At 33.1% G+C, this 17,993-nt stretch carries 16 protein-coding genes and 1 tRNA gene; 1 reads left to right on the top strand and 16 read right to left on the bottom strand.

Annotated features, from left to right (window positions below; all coding sequences use genetic code 11):
* Positions 1-20: 20 nt before the first annotated feature.
* From AC1RPX_RS03440 to AC1RPX_RS03490, 11 genes are all read right to left on the bottom strand, one after another.
* Positions 21-1,475: a PTS transporter subunit EIIC gene (locus AC1RPX_RS03440; protein ID WP_481761178.1), complete on the bottom strand. Its 1,455-nt coding sequence runs from the start codon at positions 1,473-1,475 to the stop codon at positions 21-23.
* A gap of 21 nt (positions 1,476-1,496) precedes the next feature.
* Positions 1,497-2,387, bottom strand: a complete 891-nt coding sequence (gene murQ, locus AC1RPX_RS03445) for an N-acetylmuramic acid 6-phosphate etherase (RefSeq protein ID WP_481761177.1) — start codon at positions 2,385-2,387, stop codon at positions 1,497-1,499.
* Between the two features lie 3 nt (positions 2,388-2,390).
* Complete coding sequence (locus AC1RPX_RS03450) at positions 2,391-3,437, bottom strand: MupG family TIM beta-alpha barrel fold protein (protein WP_481761176.1); 1,047 nt, start codon at positions 3,435-3,437, stop codon at positions 2,391-2,393.
* Positions 3,438-3,623: 186 nt separating this feature from the next.
* Positions 3,624-5,393 (bottom strand): ABC transporter ATP-binding protein, encoded by a 1,770-nt coding sequence (locus AC1RPX_RS03455; protein WP_481761175.1) that lies wholly within the window; start codon positions 5,391-5,393, stop codon positions 3,624-3,626.
* On the bottom strand, positions 5,393-7,048 hold the full coding sequence (locus AC1RPX_RS03460) for an ABC transporter ATP-binding protein (protein WP_481761400.1): 1,656 nt from the start codon (positions 7,046-7,048) through the stop codon (positions 5,393-5,395). Before AC1RPX_RS03460 ends, AC1RPX_RS03455 begins: the two co-directional genes overlap by 1 nt.
* Before the next feature lie 255 nt (positions 7,049-7,303).
* A tRNA-Gly gene (locus tag AC1RPX_RS03465) sits at positions 7,304-7,374 on the bottom strand.
* 47 nt (positions 7,375-7,421) lie between these two features.
* A complete protein-coding gene (locus AC1RPX_RS03470; protein WP_481761174.1) occupies positions 7,422-8,786 on the bottom strand; it encodes an MATE family efflux transporter in 1,365 nt (454 codons plus the stop codon).
* Positions 8,787-8,810: 24 nt separating this feature from the next.
* Positions 8,811-9,263, bottom strand: a complete 453-nt coding sequence (locus tag AC1RPX_RS03475) for a YaiI/YqxD family protein (protein WP_409022804.1) — start codon at positions 9,261-9,263, stop codon at positions 8,811-8,813.
* A gap of 56 nt (positions 9,264-9,319) precedes the next feature.
* The gene (locus AC1RPX_RS03480) at positions 9,320-10,189 is read right to left on the bottom strand and encodes an SPFH domain-containing protein (RefSeq protein WP_481761173.1); all 870 of its coding nucleotides are present in this window, start codon (positions 10,187-10,189) and stop codon (positions 9,320-9,322) included.
* Positions 10,190-10,205: 16 nt separating this feature from the next.
* Complete coding sequence (locus AC1RPX_RS03485) at positions 10,206-10,397, bottom strand: hypothetical protein (RefSeq protein WP_481761172.1); 192 nt, start codon at positions 10,395-10,397, stop codon at positions 10,206-10,208.
* Positions 10,398-10,450: 53 nt separating this feature from the next.
* Complete coding sequence (locus AC1RPX_RS03490) at positions 10,451-11,284, bottom strand: LicD family protein (RefSeq protein WP_481761171.1); 834 nt, start codon at positions 11,282-11,284, stop codon at positions 10,451-10,453.
* 156 nt (positions 11,285-11,440) lie between these two features.
* Here AC1RPX_RS03490 and AC1RPX_RS03495 point away from each other — a divergent pair, with 156 nt between their 5' ends.
* Positions 11,441-12,061, top strand: coding sequence for a DedA family protein (locus AC1RPX_RS03495; protein ID WP_481761170.1), 621 nt, complete (start codon positions 11,441-11,443; stop codon positions 12,059-12,061).
* A gap of 54 nt (positions 12,062-12,115) precedes the next feature.
* Here the strand turns inward: AC1RPX_RS03495 and AC1RPX_RS03500 are convergent, their stop codons facing one another.
* The 5 genes from AC1RPX_RS03500 to AC1RPX_RS03520 all read right to left on the bottom strand — a co-directional run bounded on the left by AC1RPX_RS03500 (position 12,116) and on the right by AC1RPX_RS03520 (position 17,833).
* Positions 12,116-12,310, bottom strand: a complete 195-nt coding sequence (locus AC1RPX_RS03500; RefSeq protein ID WP_057973343.1) for a hypothetical protein — start codon at positions 12,308-12,310, stop codon at positions 12,116-12,118.
* Positions 12,311-12,492: 182 nt separating this feature from the next.
* The gene (locus AC1RPX_RS03505; RefSeq protein ID WP_481761169.1) at positions 12,493-13,680 is read right to left on the bottom strand and encodes an acetate/propionate family kinase; all 1,188 of its coding nucleotides are present in this window, start codon (positions 13,678-13,680) and stop codon (positions 12,493-12,495) included.
* A gap of 141 nt (positions 13,681-13,821) precedes the next feature.
* Positions 13,822-14,262, bottom strand: coding sequence for a MarR family transcriptional regulator (locus AC1RPX_RS03510; RefSeq protein ID WP_409022730.1), 441 nt, complete (start codon positions 14,260-14,262; stop codon positions 13,822-13,824).
* A gap of 83 nt (positions 14,263-14,345) precedes the next feature.
* Entirely contained in the window at positions 14,346-17,309 is a 2,964-nt protein-coding gene (locus tag AC1RPX_RS03515) for a YhgE/Pip family protein (RefSeq protein ID WP_481761168.1), read from the bottom strand.
* 164 nt (positions 17,310-17,473) lie between these two features.
* Positions 17,474-17,833 (bottom strand): hypothetical protein, encoded by a 360-nt coding sequence (locus tag AC1RPX_RS03520; protein ID WP_481761167.1) that lies wholly within the window; start codon positions 17,831-17,833, stop codon positions 17,474-17,476.
* Positions 17,834-17,993: the final 160 nt, after the last annotated feature.

Genomic DNA, 17,993 nt, shown 5'->3' on the forward strand with positions numbered 1-17,993 from the left:
ACCTCTTTTTATGGTATGTCTTATGCTTCTGTCTCAATCATAGCATCTTTTGGAATACCAAAAAAGAATGTTAAAATAAATCCGCCCGCATATGCCGCAAGCAATCCAAGAATATACCCAATCCAGTGTCCATTACTTATTAAAGGTATCAATGCTACCCCAGAAGGTCCTATTGCAATAGATCCAATATGACCAATCCCACCAATCACCGCTCCACCGATTCCGCCACCAAGACAAGCAGTAATCATTGGTCGTCCTAAAGGTAGTATAACCCCATAAATTAATGGTTCCCCAATTCCTAGAAATCCGACTGGTAGAGCGCCTTTAATTAAATTTGTTAATTTTTTATTTTTACGACAACGAACCCATAATGCAATTGCTGCCCCTACTTGTCCAGCTCCTGCCATTGCTAAAATTGGCAATAATAATGTTGATCCAGACTTAGCAATCATTTCAAGATGAATAGGTGTTAAAATTTGATGTAATCCTAACATTACCATTGGTAAGAAAAAAGTCCCTAAAACAAAACCAGAAAATGCACCACCAACTTCTAAGACCCAGTTAATTGATGTAACTAAAGAATTCGAAACAACCCCAGCAACTGGCATTACTAAGAAAATTGTCATCATTCCAATAACAAATAATGATATTGTCGGTGTTATAATAATATCTAAAGAATCCGGAATCCATTTATGCAATCTTTTTTCTAAAATAGCTAATACCCACACTGCAAAAATAACACCAATAATTCCACCCTGTCCAGCACTTAGTGCCTGACCGTTAAAGATATTATGGAGAGGTGCTTCAGGGGTTACCCCACTCAGCAAAGTGACAGCGCCGATAACACCACCAAGTCCTGGAGTGGCACCAAATTCACTGGCACTATTTATCCCTACATAGATAACTAAATAACTGAAAACACCATTTTTAATAACATTTAAAACTGCAATAAAATCTGTCCAGCTCGAACTTAAATCCCCTGCAACCATCATATTTCCAAGGACAGCAGCCAATCCACCAATCAATCCTGCTCCAACAAATACAGGAATTAGTGGAACAAAGATATTTGAAATTGCTTTAAGCACCTTTTTTATTGGCGTTTGCTTTTGTTTAGCTTTATGTTCTGCTTTTACTTTAGCAGCTTTGCTCTCAACCAATTCTTTATCAGTCATTTGAGTTGATTGTACTACGTTCTTCAAAGGGAAAGGTTCGCCTAATTTAACCCCTACTTGTCTTACCATTTCATCTGCAACTTTGTTGACTGTACCAGGTCCAACTACCACTTGCAAAGTATCATCTTCAACAACACCCATGACACCATCGATATTTTTCAATTTTTCAATATCTACTTTATCTTCATCCCTAATTGTCATCCTAACTCGAGTCATACAATGAATTAATTTTTCAACATTGTCTGGCCCCCCTACATTATCATAAATTTCATTTGCAATTTTTTCGATTTTTTTGTCTGCCATAATTTAACCCCTCCAAATATTTTATTTGATTGCTTCCCTAACAAAACCATGAGCCTTCTTTAATTTTTCTTTAGCTTGATTCAAATCGTTATCCGTTAGAATCATAACTATTGCAAGTTTGACATCATGTTCAGCTAATTCAAATGTTAATTTTGCTTGTTCATAACTTACTCCAGTTGCATCCATAATAATATGCTTTGATCTTTCAACTAATTTTTCATTCGTTGGTCTAACATCGACCATTAAATTTTTATATATTTTTCCAATTCCAATCATCGAAATTGTCGACAACATATTTAATACTAATTTTTGTGCCGTTCCTGATTTTAAACGAGTAGACCCAGTCAATATCTCTGGTCCCACTTCAATCTCAATAGCCGTATCAGCATGCCGTCCAATAATTGATTCCTTATTGCAAGCCAGACTTATTGTGTTCGCACCAAGATGTTTAGCGTAGTCAAGACCCCCAATAACATATGGTGTTCTACCACTTGCTGCAATTCCAACTACTGTATCTAATTTTGTTAAACAAATATTTTCCAAATCCAACTTACCCAATTCGTTTGAATCTTCGGCACCTTCAACTGCCACAGTCATTGCTTTCATACCACCAGCAATCAATCCTTGCACCATGCTAGGATTTGTTCCAAATGTTGGTACACATTCAGCAGCATCTAAGACACCTAATCTACCACTAGTTCCTGCACCCATATAAATTAAACGGCCTCCACTATTAAATGATTCAATAATTTTACTAACTGCTTCATTAATTTGCGATAACTCTTTTTCTACGCTTTTAGGAACTGTCATATCGGCTTCATTCATTATTCTTGCAACTTCAGAACATTTTAACTCATCTAAATTCATAGTTTGTTCATTTCTAGTTTCCGTTACTAATTTTGTAATATCCATATTTTATCCCTCTTTTATAATTGTATTATTAAATATTATTTTTTGTTTTGCTCCTATATAGTCAATTAAATCCAAGTCTGTCCTTTTAACTGTACCAATTTGGTTTACTTTTTTATCAATTGGTAAATTATTTTTCACTATCTGTATTTCTCCAGTATATCTCCCATATAACATATTATCTTGCGTTATAGTACCTCTCGTTCGAGCATCTTCATTATTTATTGGTTCAATAGTGAATTGATTTCTTATCCGACTTTCTTCTAACCTTACAACATCCCTAGCCACGTCAGCACGATTATGCCATGCTATATTATCAAGTTCATGCGAACTACTTTCAATATCTATTTCTATACTTTGATTAGTAAAATAGTTAACTATCTTACTAATTGTTCTTTGTGAAACTCGCGGATCACCGATATAAACGTCATCAGTATAATTATTCTCAATTAAATCTATCATTGCAGCCAATACATTGTAATTTCGATGTTTTTCTAATGTTGGTAATCCCTTTCCAATTGGCCCTCTAAATATTTTATCTCCTGCCACAAACGCCATCGTAGTAAATCCTGATTTTTTTAACCAATGATTCTTATTTTTTAACCATTCGTCATCTAATCCCGTATCTGGTCGAGGATAATAATTATGCCATGCTTCAATATTCTTAAAATTTGCATGATTATCAACTAGTTGCTTAATATCCAGCTCTGAAATCGTACTAGCATTTAATCCAATATCTATATTATTTGATAATTCAGCTATTTTTTCCATACTAATCCCATAATCAATTCTTAAACCAGTAATTCCAGCAGTTTTCAAATCAAATTCCAATAATTTTAAACTTTTTTCTGAAATATCAACCATTAATTTCAAGTTATTTTCAAGACATAAATTCCCCAAAGTTTTTAATTCATCAATAGTTTTTTTTCTATCTTCTTCAGGAATATGTAATGAAGTAAAAATACCCTTAAATCCTGATTTACGCATTACTTCAATATATTTTTTTGTATCATCGTCAATCTTATCACCTAAATAAATTGAAAAACCCAACATAATATCTCCTCCATTCATAAAAGAAAGCGTTATCATTAACTGGTTACATCATACCTTGAATGATATAAAATTACAATTAAATATATTTATTTTTTGTTTTTTTTGTTACTTTATATCTTAATTTAAAATAAAAAATCTTTCAAGAATACTTTATATAAAGTATTCTTGAAAGATTTTTTCACTGTTTTATTCAAATACAAATTGATTATTATAAAGTTCAGAATAGAATCCTTTTTGATCCAATAATTCTTGATGGTTACCTTGTTCAATAACCTTACCGTCCTTCAGAACAACAATTTTATCAGCATCTAATATTGTTTTCAAGCGATGTGCGATTACAAAACTAGTACGCCCTTGAATAACTGTATCCATTGCTTTTTGAATTTTAGCTTCTGTCACTGTATCAACATTAGAAGTCGCTTCATCCAAAATTAATAACGTAGGATTAGTTAAAATTGTTCTTGCGATACTAATTAATTGTTTTTGGCCAGTTGAAAACACAGAGTTTTCATCCGATACTGTCGTGTCATAGCCATTTTCTTGACTCATAATAAAATCATGAATATTAGCTTGCTTAGCGGCAGAAATCATATCTTCATCTGATGCTTCAGGTTTACCAAAGACAATATTATCACGAATTGTTCCTGAGAATAATACACTTTCTTGAAGAACTATCCCAACATGATCACGAAGACTTTGAAGTTCAAGATCCTTAACATTTACGCCATCAAATTCAACTGAACCACCTGTAACATCATAGAATCGATTCAATAAATTCATAATTGTTGTTTTACCTGAACCAGTTGGTCCGACTAAAGCTACCATTTCACCTTTATCAACATTAATTGATACATCATGTAAAATTTCTTTATTAGCATTATAACCAAAATTAACATTTCTTAACTTAACACCATTTGTTAGACCCGTTAATTTTTGCTTATCAGTTGAGTTGACCTCATCTGGTTCATCAAACATTTCATTCAGTCGACTAGCACCTGTAATAGCAAGTTGGAACATACTATACAATGAAGAAATTTGTGATATTGGTTGGTAAAATTGTTGTGAGTATTGAACAAACACGACAACTAGTCCTAAAGCCGTTGTACGGCCCATATCACCGTTCAGTGCTAACCAGCTACCAAAGAAGATAACAATGGCTGTATTAACCAACGAGAGGCCATTCATAACTGGGAAAAGCATCCCTGAATAGACTTGTCCTTTAAACGTTGCTTTACGAACATTTTCGTTATATGGCAAGAAACCATCAATAGCTTCTTTTTGAAGCCCGTTAGTAATTACAATTTTTTGACCACTAATTTTTTCATTAATATAGCCATTTAATTTTCCAACTTCTTTTTGTTGTATATCAACATACTTACGTGTTTTAGAAATTAAAATGACCGCAAGAAGTAACGCGATAGGCGTTGAAGCAATCGTAACCCAGGCAAGCTGAACATTCTGTTGAAACATCATAATGATAATCCCAATCATTAGAGCAATATTACTCATAATTTGTCCTAAGGCTTGATTCATTGCGTTCGAAATATTATCCAAATCACTTGTAAAACGACTTAAAATATCCCCATCTTTATGTGAATCAAAGAATCGAATTGTCATTTTTTGTAATTTTCCAAATAGCCCTTTTCGCATTCTATTTGTCGAGTTTCCTGTAATGAACGTGACAATAATATTTGAGAAAAACATTGCTACAATTGAAAAAATATAAAATAAGAATAACATCCACAATGAGCTAACAAAATTTCCTTTATCACTCACTCCTTTTGTTAAACCAATTACGTAGTCTGCCAATGCCGTAATTGCTTTTCCCATATACACAGGTGCTTTTACCTGGAAGTATGTCGATGCAATAATTGCAACAGTCATAACTGTAAAACCTAATTTATAGCTTTTCAAGTAGTGGAAGAAGAATGCCATCGATCTATTCATATCTTTCATTAGACAGTCTCCTTTCCTTTTTGAGTGTTATAAATTTCTTGATAAATTTGACTATTTTCAACGAGATCTTTATGTGTCCCCTCGCCAACTAATTTACCGTCATCCATAACAAAAATACGATCCGCATTAATCACAGATGAGATTTTTTCGGCAATAACAAATGTTGTTGTCTCTTTCAATTCATTATTTAATGCTTTTTGGACTAATTTTTCTGATTGAGCATCAAGTGCTGATGTTGAATCATCTAAAATTAAGATTTTAGGTTTACCAATAACACCACGCGTAATTGATAAACGTTGTTTTTGACCACCTGAGAAGTTAGCTGAACGTTCTTCAACCTCTGCATCATAACGTTCTGGTAATCGATTAATAAATTCTGATGCCTGAGCGATTTGACTGGCCATATCCATATCTTTCTCGTTGGCATCTTCTTTACCTTGACGTAAGTTGTCTGCGATTGTGCCAGAAAATAGGATAGCCTTTTGTAAAACAAATGCTACTGTTTTACGAAGCGATTTTTCATTAACATCCTTTAAATTCTCACCACCAACTTTGATCATTCCTTCTTGGGGATCAAATAATCGTGGAATCATTTGGGCTAAAGTTGATTTACCTGAACCAGTTGCACCAACAATTCCTATCATTTCTCCAGGTTTAACATCAAAACTAACATGTTTAAGTGTTGGTTTATCATCGCCTTCATATGAGAATGAGACATCTTCAAAACTAACAGATCCCGATAAATCTTCCTCTGGAACATCTTGGTAATAAATATCTGGTTCTTCATCTAAAATTTCGCGTAGTCGTTTAATTGAAACCATTGCACGAGCACTAAACGTCATCATCATTCCACCAATAATAATGGCAAACATGATTTGCATTAAATAATTAACAAACGAAGTAATAGCTGTAACTGTACTTGGATCTGCTTTAGCTAAATCACCTACAAAATAAATTGCGGCAACGACAGCCATATTTCCAATTAATGTAAATGCTGGAATTAAAACAGCAAATAGAGTTCCAACATAGATATTTTGTGCATTTAAATCATCTGAAACCTTATCGAAACGTTTTTCTTCATTTTTTTCTTGATTAAATGACTTAACAACACGCACACCCATCAAGTTTTCTTTGGCTAACTCATTTACTCGATCAATTAAGCCTTGCATTAACCCAAAATGGCGTCCCATGCGACCGAAAGTTAACATTGAAATACCTAACACGCAGACAATTAAAATAACAATAATCCACCATAAATCCGCAATTGTATTCATAGCTAAAATGAATGCACCGATAAATAAAATGGGCACTCGAATTAATGTCTGTAAAATTGTCATAATTAACGTTTGAATTTGGGTAATATCATTGGTTAAACGAACCACAATATTCCCTGCTTGGAATCGTTCAATATTACTGAAAGAAAATGTTTGAATCTTTCTAAAAGCAGTTTCACGAATATCTGCACTCATTGATTGTGCTACTTTTGCTGATAGAATTGTATTCACAACACCTGCCAACAATCCAATAACAGCAACTCCAATCAAGTACAAACCAAGTGTCGTGATTTTATCACCCTGGTCCTTTAAAATAGCATCAATTACTTTTTGTAACAATTTAGGTTGCCACAATGTTGAAATTGCCATGATAACCACCATGACGACTGCCCAAAAAATATCTACCCGATACTTTTTAGCATGTTTTAATAAAATATCCACTTTTTTCCCCCTCAATTCTGTCCAGTTCCATGTTTTTTTATACAAAAAAACTAATATCAGTTACTAAACTTAGCAAAAATAACGCTTAATTGCAATCATTTTGACTAATTATATTCTATTTAGTCAGTTAAAATTTACAAAAAAAAACCAAGATTAAATATCTTGGTTTCAATATAATTATCTTATTCATTTTTAAGCGGGCGACGAGAATCGAACTCGCGACATCAGCTTGGGAAGCTGGAATTTTACCACTAAACTACGCCCGCAGAACGTTGATTAGTATAGCATATTTCCGTACTTTTGTCATAACTAATTAAGCATGTTTATTTTCAGCCTTTTGTTCAAAATCTAAACGTCTCAAATTTTGTACAGCCTTCATATATGAATAAATCAGTACAATACATGACCCACCCCAGGCTAATGGATTTGCAAAACAAGCTCCTGCATACCCAAAAGCACCAGCTAAAAAGATAGCTGCAAATGATCTCATCAGTAATTCTACAACTCCAGCAACTGTTGGTACGATGCTTTGTCCCAGTCCCTGTAACGTGTATCTAATGACAAACAGTACTGACAAAAGTAAGTAAAATGACCCATTAATATTAAAATAAACCTGCGATAATGCAACAACTTTTGGTGCATTATTTCCAACAAACAGTGTAACTAATTGTTGTCCAAATAAAATAACTAAAAGACTTGCAACGATACTGAATGTTCCAGACATTAATAGACACTTTTTTACACCATCTAAAACACGACCATATTTTTTTGCGCCATAATTTTGGGCAGTAAAAGTTGCCATCCCAATTCCAAATGACATCATTGGTTGTGTTGATAATTGATCAATCTTAGACGCTGCCGTGGTACTGGCAACTGCTGTCGTTCCTAAACCGTTTAAAGCTGACTGTAGCATAATTGCACCAATCGCAATTATTGAAGCTTGAAAGGCCATTGGTAGAGCCACATAAAGGTGTTGGTTAACATCTTTCATCGTGATTTCTCTAAAATGGTGTCGACCAATATGTAAGACGGGAATTTTTCGATAAATGTAAATTAAACAGAATACAACGGAACATGATTGCGCAATAATAGTTGCAATACCAGCGCCAGCAACTCCCCAATGAAATACCAAAATAAATAATAATTCTAAACCAACATTAATAATGCTGGCAAAAATTAAAAAGTATAATGGCGTGCGACTATCCCCTAGCGCCCTAATAATATTAGATAAAATATTAAATGCCATTGAAGCAAATATTCCACCAAAAATGATACTAATAAAAGTTTGTGCATCATCAAATATTTCTGGTGGTGTCTTCATAAGTGTTAAAATATCTTTTACAAAAAACAAACTAACCGCTGTTAAAATTACCGTTGCAATTAGACTAATCAAAAGTCCCACTGCAAAGCTTTTTCTAACACCACGATAATCTTTTGCCCCAAATCGTTGTGCCGTAATAATAGATAAACCTGCAGTTAACCCTTGTGCAAATCCAATAATCAAAAATTGAATACTCCCGGTCGAACCAACTGCAGCTAGTGCATCCACGCCTAAAGTTTGTCCAACAATCAACGTATCAGAAATACTATATAATTGTTGAAATAAATTACCAACCAATAATGGTATAGTAAACATAAAAATTAATTTTGCTGGATTACCCGATGTTAACGATCGCAAATAAGACCCTTCTTTTCTTTATATTTATTTAATTCCTTTTTCATTCAATAATAAAATAAATGCTTTTTTAAAGTTAGCCCTATCCTGGTTTGAAAAGGCGCTTGGACCCTTCGTACGTTGACCTGATTTCCTTGCCATTGCACTTAAATATCTTGAATCCAACATACTATCGATATTGGTATCTGTATATTCAAATCCTTTATGATGCATCACAATCACACCTTTTGGTAATAAAAGAGAAGCTAGTCCGTAATCTTGTGTAATCACAACATCTGATTTTTCAGCTAACTTTACAATTCTATAATCTGCCGCATCTGGACCTTGATCAACATAGCTAACCGAAACATTTTCAGGATACTTTTTAGTTGAGAAATGTGGCGTACTTGTAATTAGCAACACACTGATATTCCGTAGTTCGGCTTCAGCTATAACTTCATTTTTCACAGGAGACGCATCCCCATCAATAATAATTTTCAAATTAACCACTCTCATTCCTAGTAAAAAAACTTCCAAGGAATAACCTCTTGAAAGTTTTATTTAGCTTCTGGTTTTAATAATGCATTAATTGCTGGAATTTGACCTAAGCTATCTATCGCATTACTTGGCATAACAACTGTATTTGCGTCACTCTTGGCCAATTCTTTAAAAGCCTCAATATTTTGGCTAACAAAATAACCATTACCAACTTTATTTAATGATAAATTAACTGCATCTATTCGGTATGCTTCAGCATCGGCCGTCTTTTTAACTGCTTCAGCCTTTGCTTGGGCTGAATTAACCCATGCATCATTATCAGCTTTATTTTTTAGTGCAACTGATTTACTGTAACCTTCTGCTTCAGCAACAGTAGCATCACGATTTCTAGCGGCTTTCAATAACTTATTCATTGAATCTTGAATTTCAACTGAAGGTTTTACTGTATCAATATTAATTCGATCAACATTTAATCCATAACCAGCTGTCACATTAGAAATTTCGCCAAACAAACCGCGATTAATTTCTTGCGTTCCATTCAAAACTTCATCTAACATTTTATTACCAATGATGCCACGCAAAGAGGCACGTGTATCTTGAATCATACTACGAACAGAGTCTTCATTTTTAAACACAAAATCTTGGATGTCAGTAACGTGATACTTCAATGAAATTTTAACTTCAATTTCAGCATTATCTTTTGTAATCACAACTTGTTTATCAAGATCTAAAGGTTGTTGTGCCGTACTAACACGAATTACTGAAGAAATAAATGGTTTAATAAAATGTAAGCCTGGAGCTAATGTTGTTTCATATTTTCCTAAAGTTATAACAACACCTTGATGCGGTTGTCTAATAATTCGGATAGTTGCTGGTAAAATCATGACCAATAATATAACAATAATAATAACGACTAAAAGTCCCAACATAATAATTTAACCACCTTTATATTTTTTTAACGTCTAACCCTTCAACATGTGTTTTAATGATTCGAACAACATCTCCACTTACTAATGTTTCATCACTAAAATAATGATAGTAGATACCAAAAAACTCGACCGTGCCATGAATATTTTTACTGTCAATTGTAAATTCCCGGTTAAGCAACCGCTCGTCAATAATTGATTTTCTATCCATATGAAAGCACCTCCATTTGTCATCTTTAAACGTATCTCATTTACGTCATAAAATCAATCAATTTCATTATCAAAAGTAAAATCATTTCGATCTAAAATAGTCACTTTTTCAATATGCTTTTCAATCTGTTTACTTTCAGGCGGTAATTGTAAATAATCACCATATAAACGGCTTAAAATTGCATCATATGCCCTTAAAATAGTTACCGTAAGGTTCTCAAAAGGAACTTGAATCACGGCTGCTAATTCCTTTTCTGATAGTAATTCTTTTTCATATGAGTATTGTGAAGCTAAATTTTTATATTCTGAAATGGTGTCATCTTGATTATAGGTTCTTACTAGTTCGTCTCTTTTTTCTTTATACTCTTTGGTTTTACGACTTTGATCAGGTTGTAATTTTCTAATCTTTGCGTTAATTTCAGTATCCATTAAACGATAATTGCTCAATAAAAGAATTTTCGCGTTAAGATATCGATATTTTGATTGTTGAATAGATCGTTCGACATCACCTGTTGGGACTTTATCAAAAGGAAAAATATCTACAAAAACACCTTTTCTAGCGTCATTAATATTTCTTTTCTCTTCAACATGAATAGATTCATCAAGTAGTTTTGCATATCCAAATGCATAGTTTGGATCACTTTGATCAGTTTGTAGAAAATAATAAGGCTGGCTAATCTCTTGGGGAGCGATTTGTAAGAATCGATCGTAGTCATCCCTTACCATTCCAATATCGACATCATCATCCCATGGAATAAACCCTTGATGTCTGACCGCACCTAATAAACTGCCACCAATCATAAAATACTTTATATTATTTTTTTGACAAATTTCAACGACTTCCCGGATTAAATCTAATTCTACCTTGTGTAATTCTTCAATTTTCATTTTTACCACCTTAAATCGTCTTATTCTTTCTTCAATTGTACCAAATTTAACTCTGAATACGAAAATTATTTAATTTTTATTAAGCTAATCCTTTTTCATTACTTTATTTCTTTGGCTCATGATATGCTTTAATTATTAAATAAAAGGGGTGCCTAAATGCAAGAAACCATAATTGACTTAATCGGCCAACATGGCTATCTAGGTGTTGCGTTACTGATCACCATTGAAAACATTTTCCCACCAATTCCTTCTGAAATCATTTTAACATTTGCAGGTTTTATGACGCTCTCAAGTTCTCTTACACCAATTGGTTTAATTATTTCTGCCACTATTGGGGCGACTATCGGGGCTTTAATCTTATATTCGATCGGTCGCTTTTTAAGTACAGAACGTTTAAATCAATTTTTCGCCAGTAAGTATGGTTCTTGGCTTGGTCTAAAACCTATCCATATTGAAAAAGCGACTGAATTTTTTGTAAAATATGAAAATCGTGCTATTTTCATAGGCCGTTTTGTTCCCATTGTTCGAAGTTTAATTTCTATTCCCGCTGGAATTACGAAATGTAAATTACGTTTTTTTATTCCATTAACCTTTTTTGGAACATTAATTTGGAATACTGTCCTCATTTATCTTGGGGCATTTGCTGGGAATGCTTGGGCGGAAGTTGCAGCAACAGTTGATATTTTTGCTACAGTAGTTGGTATCATCTTATTAATCGTTTCGTTCTTCGGAATCTACAAACTAATTAATTTAAATAGGAACAAAAAAAACGATTAAATTCAATTATGAATTTAATCGTTTTTTACTACTTTTATTTCTCAAAAAGTAGGATTAATCTTCCGCAACATCGATAGCTTCTAATAGAATATTCAGTTCAGAACATTCTCTTTCAAGCGATTTTTCCTCTTGGAAAAAGCTATCTCGAATTGATGATTGTTGTCTGTTTCCAATGTTACTTCTAAGATCAGCAAGTTTTTGCATCGCTGCTTGATACTCACTCATAATATCAAGTTTACACCTACTCATTAAGTTACGCCTCCGAATGATGACAACAACTTGTTGTCAGTAATAATAATTTATAATGTCTAATTTAACACTTTTTTAATAACTTGTTAACCCTTTAAATATTACCGTTATGTTACAAAATAAAAAAGACATCACAATGTGATATCCCTCTTATTTTAAGCTACTATTTTAAATGGTTATTTTTACATTAATGATTGAACATCGCGTGCAATAACTAATTCTTCATCAGTAGGTATCGCAAAAATCTTAACGGCAGACTCTGGCGTGCTAAGCATAACCTGTTCACCCATTTTTTCGTTATTTTCAGCATCAAAGCCAACACCTAAATATGCTAAATGTTCAATAACGCGACGACGTACAATCCGATCATTCTCACCAAGACCAGCAGTGAAAATAATACCATCAACCCCTTGCATTTCTGCAATGTATTGACCAATATATTTAATAATATTTTGAACATAGATTTTAACAGCTAAATCAGCACGAGGATTTTTTCCTAATTGAGCTTTAACATCACGCATATCAGGAGAAATCCCTGAAATACCAACTAGCCCAGATTCACGATTCAAAATATTAATCATTTCATCTATATCAGTAATTTTTAATTGTCTCATCATGTAAGCAACTAACGATACATCTACATCACCTGAACGTGTTGCCATGGTAATTCCAGCAAGTGGTGTAAAGCCCATTGATGTATCAATTGATTTACCACCAACTGTAGCTGTAATTGATGCTCCTGCACCTAAATGTAATGTAATTAATTTTAACTCTTTAGGGTCTTTATCAATTAGTTTTTCGGCTTCTGAGACGACATAACGAACGCTTGTCCCATGAGCACCATAACGTCTTGCGGCATATTTTTCATACCATTCATAAGGTACACTGTACATGTAACTTTCTTCTGGCATCGTCTGATGGAAGGCTGTATCAAATACAGCGACACTTACTGCATCTGGTAAGATTTCTTCAAATGCCTGGATACCTAAAAGATTAGCTGGATTATGTAATGGTGCTAATTCAGATAATTCATTAATTTTTGCAATTGTATCGGCATTTACTAATGTTGATTTTTTGAAATATTCACCACCAGCAACAACGCGATGTCCAACACCGGAAATTTCATTAAAATCAGCAATAATATCCAATTGAAGCAATAATTTAAGTAATAACTGTACACCTACTGAATGATTGTCGATATCTAATACATCTTCATATTTTTTTCCGTTACCATATTTAATCGTTAAAATTGAGTCTTTAAGTCCAATTCTTTCAATCAATCCTTTAGCAATAACAGTTTCCTCTGGCATGCTAAATAATTGGAATTTTAAACTTGAACTACCTGCGTTAATTGCAATAATTTTTGTCATATTCTTCCTCCAATAATGATTTCATTTGGTATTAATTTAATCCTTAAAAAACAATTATTTTTTTAAGTAGTATATTAAACTAATATACTACTTATAGAAAACGCATACAACACTTTCAAGCAAAAAATGGTACACAGAATTTTATTTTCTGTCTACCATTATTTTTTGCCCGAATTCTTTCATTAAACTAAGCAGTAGAACTGCCTTATCTTCACCTAAAACATTTACCCAAGTATCAAACCGTTTCTTAATTGACTCAGTCACAACTCGTTCTACTTTTGCACCCTGATCAGACAAGCGTAGGTTTATTCTTCTTCTATCAACTGTGTCTTGTTCTTGATAGATGTATCTTAATTGTTTTAGTACGTTTAATTGGCGTGCAATTGCACTCCTTGAAACATTTCTTTTTTTAGCGATATCAACCATGCTTATATCTTCAGTGCTATGGATATCTTTTAAAATCAAGAATTGTTCAAAAGATAAATTAAACTCACTAGTAGGTTGTGAAATGAATCCTTCCACATTCTTAAAAGTTCCTAAATACATACTAATATAGTCATCCATTAACTTAGTTGTTGTCATTGCTAATTCTCCTCTGCATGTTCTACCTACAGTTAAATTTAGCATAAAACGCGGTTAATTACTATATCTAATCAACTGTATCTCTATTTTTCTTTTTCAGTTGATACCGTTAATTGTTTACGATTTACAAACGTCCAAACCACACCCAGTACTACGGCTGTAACAAGTAATGCAAGCACTGAACCAATCATACCAGAACCTTGGCTATTAATTGCATATGTGAAGCCATTTAATACATGTGTAACAGGTAAGAACTCTGCAAATACTTGATAAGCATTTGATAACATCGTATTTGGAATAACTTGTCCTGTAATCACTAATTGTACGAGTAGTAATGCTAAAGATAAGAGAATACCCATTGTTCCAAGGAGTTCGTCAATTACCACACATAAAAGAGTAAAGATTATTCCCGATAAGAACGTAAAGATTACGAAACTAATTGGATGTTCAATTGTTACACTAAAGAATAATGTTAATAAGAGAACTCCTGCTGTTTGAATAACAGAAATAAATAACATTAGGAAAAGGTTCTGTAACCAGTTTTGTGATAATTCATTCTTCTTACGGTATCTGAATAAAATTAATTGAGTTACAATTGCACCGACAAATAATGATAAAACAATCACTAATGGGGCAAATGTATTTTTCAAAGTTTTAGCGAGATTGTCACTTTCAGTTTCTGTTTTAACAGGTTCAACGAATTGAGCCACATTTTTTGGAGATGAATTGATATTACCAACCTGTGATGCTCCTGCTGCTAATTTAGTATTTAATAATGTTACACCATCATTAGCTGTATCCAATCCTGATGTTACTTGTTTAGACCCATCAGCTAATTTTTGTGAGCCATCAACTAATTGAGGACTAGCAGCTGCCAATTGTGTATCACCATCTGTTAATTGTGTACTTGCCGCTTTTAATTTCGAACTTCCATCTGTCAATTGTGTACTAGCAGTTGTCAATTGTGTACCACCACTAACAAGCTTATCAGATCCTGCTTTCAATTGTGTACCACCTGAAACTAACGTTTGTGTTCCTGCCTCAAGTTGTCCACCTGCTGTAACAAGTTTTTGCGATCCTGCTCTTAAAGCAGTAACACCTGTTATTAAAGTTGGTACATTACTATTTAATTGATTAATACCATCAGTTACTTGTCCTGTTCCTGCTGTATATCCTAAGATACCAGCTGACAATTTGTTAATACTACCTGTCATGATTGAATTCTTAATTGTTGCATTAATTGTTTTTTCACTTGTAACATCAACACCAGCACCATTAACACTAGCATTTAATTTACCAGCAACTTGTGCATTAGCATTTGATGCTATCACTAATGAATCAATTTGATCACTCAAGTCTTTTGTATCACCTAAAAGACCAATCATTGAATCGCTCGTCAAGGTATCAGTATTACTCAATAATGCAGTTGCTTGTGTCGAAATTTTAGCAAATTTTTCCAACATGGCTTTAAGATCTACATCACCCATTGTTGATTTAAATTCAGCCATTAAGCCACCTACATCACTCATCACTGCCTCTAACATCGCTTTTGTATCTGTTAAATTTTTACTTACCCCAGTTATATTTGTACCAACAGTTGTTATTGCTGTATCTGTTTTTGTGATTTGTTGTAAAACAGTGTCTTTTTCTTTTTGGCTCATTGTTGTTGAGTCATTAATCATCGTACGAACCTTCTTGTTAGAAGTCGATGCCTGACCTTTAGCTAATGTCAAACTAAACATCTTTTGTGTTGTATCTGAATTAATTGCATTCATTTGAGTTTGAACAGTTGTTAATTTATCCCCTGCCGCCATCAATTTTGTTACTAATCCAGGTAATGCTTGTAATGTTTCAATTGATCCTGAAATTTCTTCAAGTTCAGCTTTTAATTCTTTTGATCCTTGCTTTGTATCTTTAATTTGTTGAATTATTTCAGGAATATGATTAATAATTTCGCTACGAGATTTTAATCTTGTTTGAATTTGAGTTACACCAGTTTTAATACCAGTTGAATATGCTGTTAAACCTGCTACCGCCATCGGTAACGATTGGCTACCTGACATACTTGCAGCTAATGTTTTCGCACCATTATTTAAATCATTCGAGTTCGAATTTAATGTAGTTGCACCAGTTGCTAACGTGCCTACACCAGCTGCTAATGTAGATCCGCCAGTTTGCAACGTAGAAAGTCCCGCATCTAATGTTTTATTCCCATCAACATATTGAGTCACACCATTTGATAAGGTTGGTGCACTAGCAACAAGTGTATTAATTCCTGAGGCTAATTGATTATTACCATTCACCAGTGTACCTACACCAGTTGTATAGGTATTTACACCATCAGCTAAAGTATCAACCCCAGTTGTATAAGTATTTAATCCTGTTTTTAATGTCTGATTACCTTTATCAAAGGTCACCATACTTGTTGCCAATGTATTTAAATTTCTAGTAACTTCTTTACTACCATTTTTTAATTTAACGGTTCCTTTATTTAACGTTTTTACACCAGTTGAGGCTTCTTTAACACCTGAACCTAATTGTTTAACGGAACCAAGTAATGCAGAATCATACGCTTTTTGGATATTAGTTAAAACTTGTGATTTCAATTGTTCTGCAACCTGTTTTGTAATCAATTGCGAAACATAGTTATTTGTATCTGATTGTTTTGTTTTTAACAAACTCACTTTTGGCGTTTCATCAAGTGCAGTTGTTGCGTTTTTTGAAAAATTACTTGGCAATGTAACTGACATTGTATAATCGCCTGAATCTAAATGTTTTTTCGCAGTTTCTGCGCTAACAAACTCCCATTTGGCTTGTTTATTGGTTTTAAGAATTTTAGTAACTTCCTTACCAACGTCAATTGATTTTCCATTAAATGATGCTTCTTCATCGTTATTTATAATAGCTACTTTTAAATTTCCTGTGTCCATTTGTTGCTTACTTGAAACTAACTTATAGGTTCCATATGCAATTAAACTTGGAATTAAACATGCAATTGCGATATACGCAACTGACCTCTTATTCTTTGACATAAATTCTTTGAACAAAATTATCCACCCTCTCTTTTTAGTTAATGGCATTAACGATTATTCGTTCCGTTAACCTCATTAACGATATTATGACTATATGTGTTTTTGATTCTTTTGTCAAATAATTTTCTAAAAAAATATCCCCACTGTCATCTAATCAACAGTGGAGATATCATTAAAATTCAATTTTTGATTAAATAGTAATACATGAATTGACCAGGAGCAATTAGGATTAACCCTGCAAATTGCATGACATAAATTAATAAGCGCGTTAAATTTTCAGTTGATACTTTACGTGTATTCATTTCTTGTCTAGAGTGTGGTTCCTCTACCTCGTCAATTTTAACTTTTTGCACTAATTTTTTATTTAATCCATTTAACTCGAGATTATATGGATAAAAAGTTAAAAAATTCAAAATTAAATAATAATTAATTAATAACCGCCAATTAGATGGACCTATCAAATTTCCAATTGCTAAAAGAATAATTAAAGACGCTAATCCCTTTAACAAGGAAATTGAATAATATTTAAATCGTTTCACAATAACCCTCCAGGAATTTCGCTTAATTTTAGAATATCATAGTTACTTAAAAACATTGATGCTCAGTAAGAATCTTTACTATTTATTAACCATTAATTTAAAAAATCTGTTTTACCATGCTAAACTACTTTTTATAAAGTTAGTCATCTGGATGGCACCA

It is taken from the genome of Dellaglioa sp. CoH-56-MRSF-14 (genome assembly GCF_056782115.1).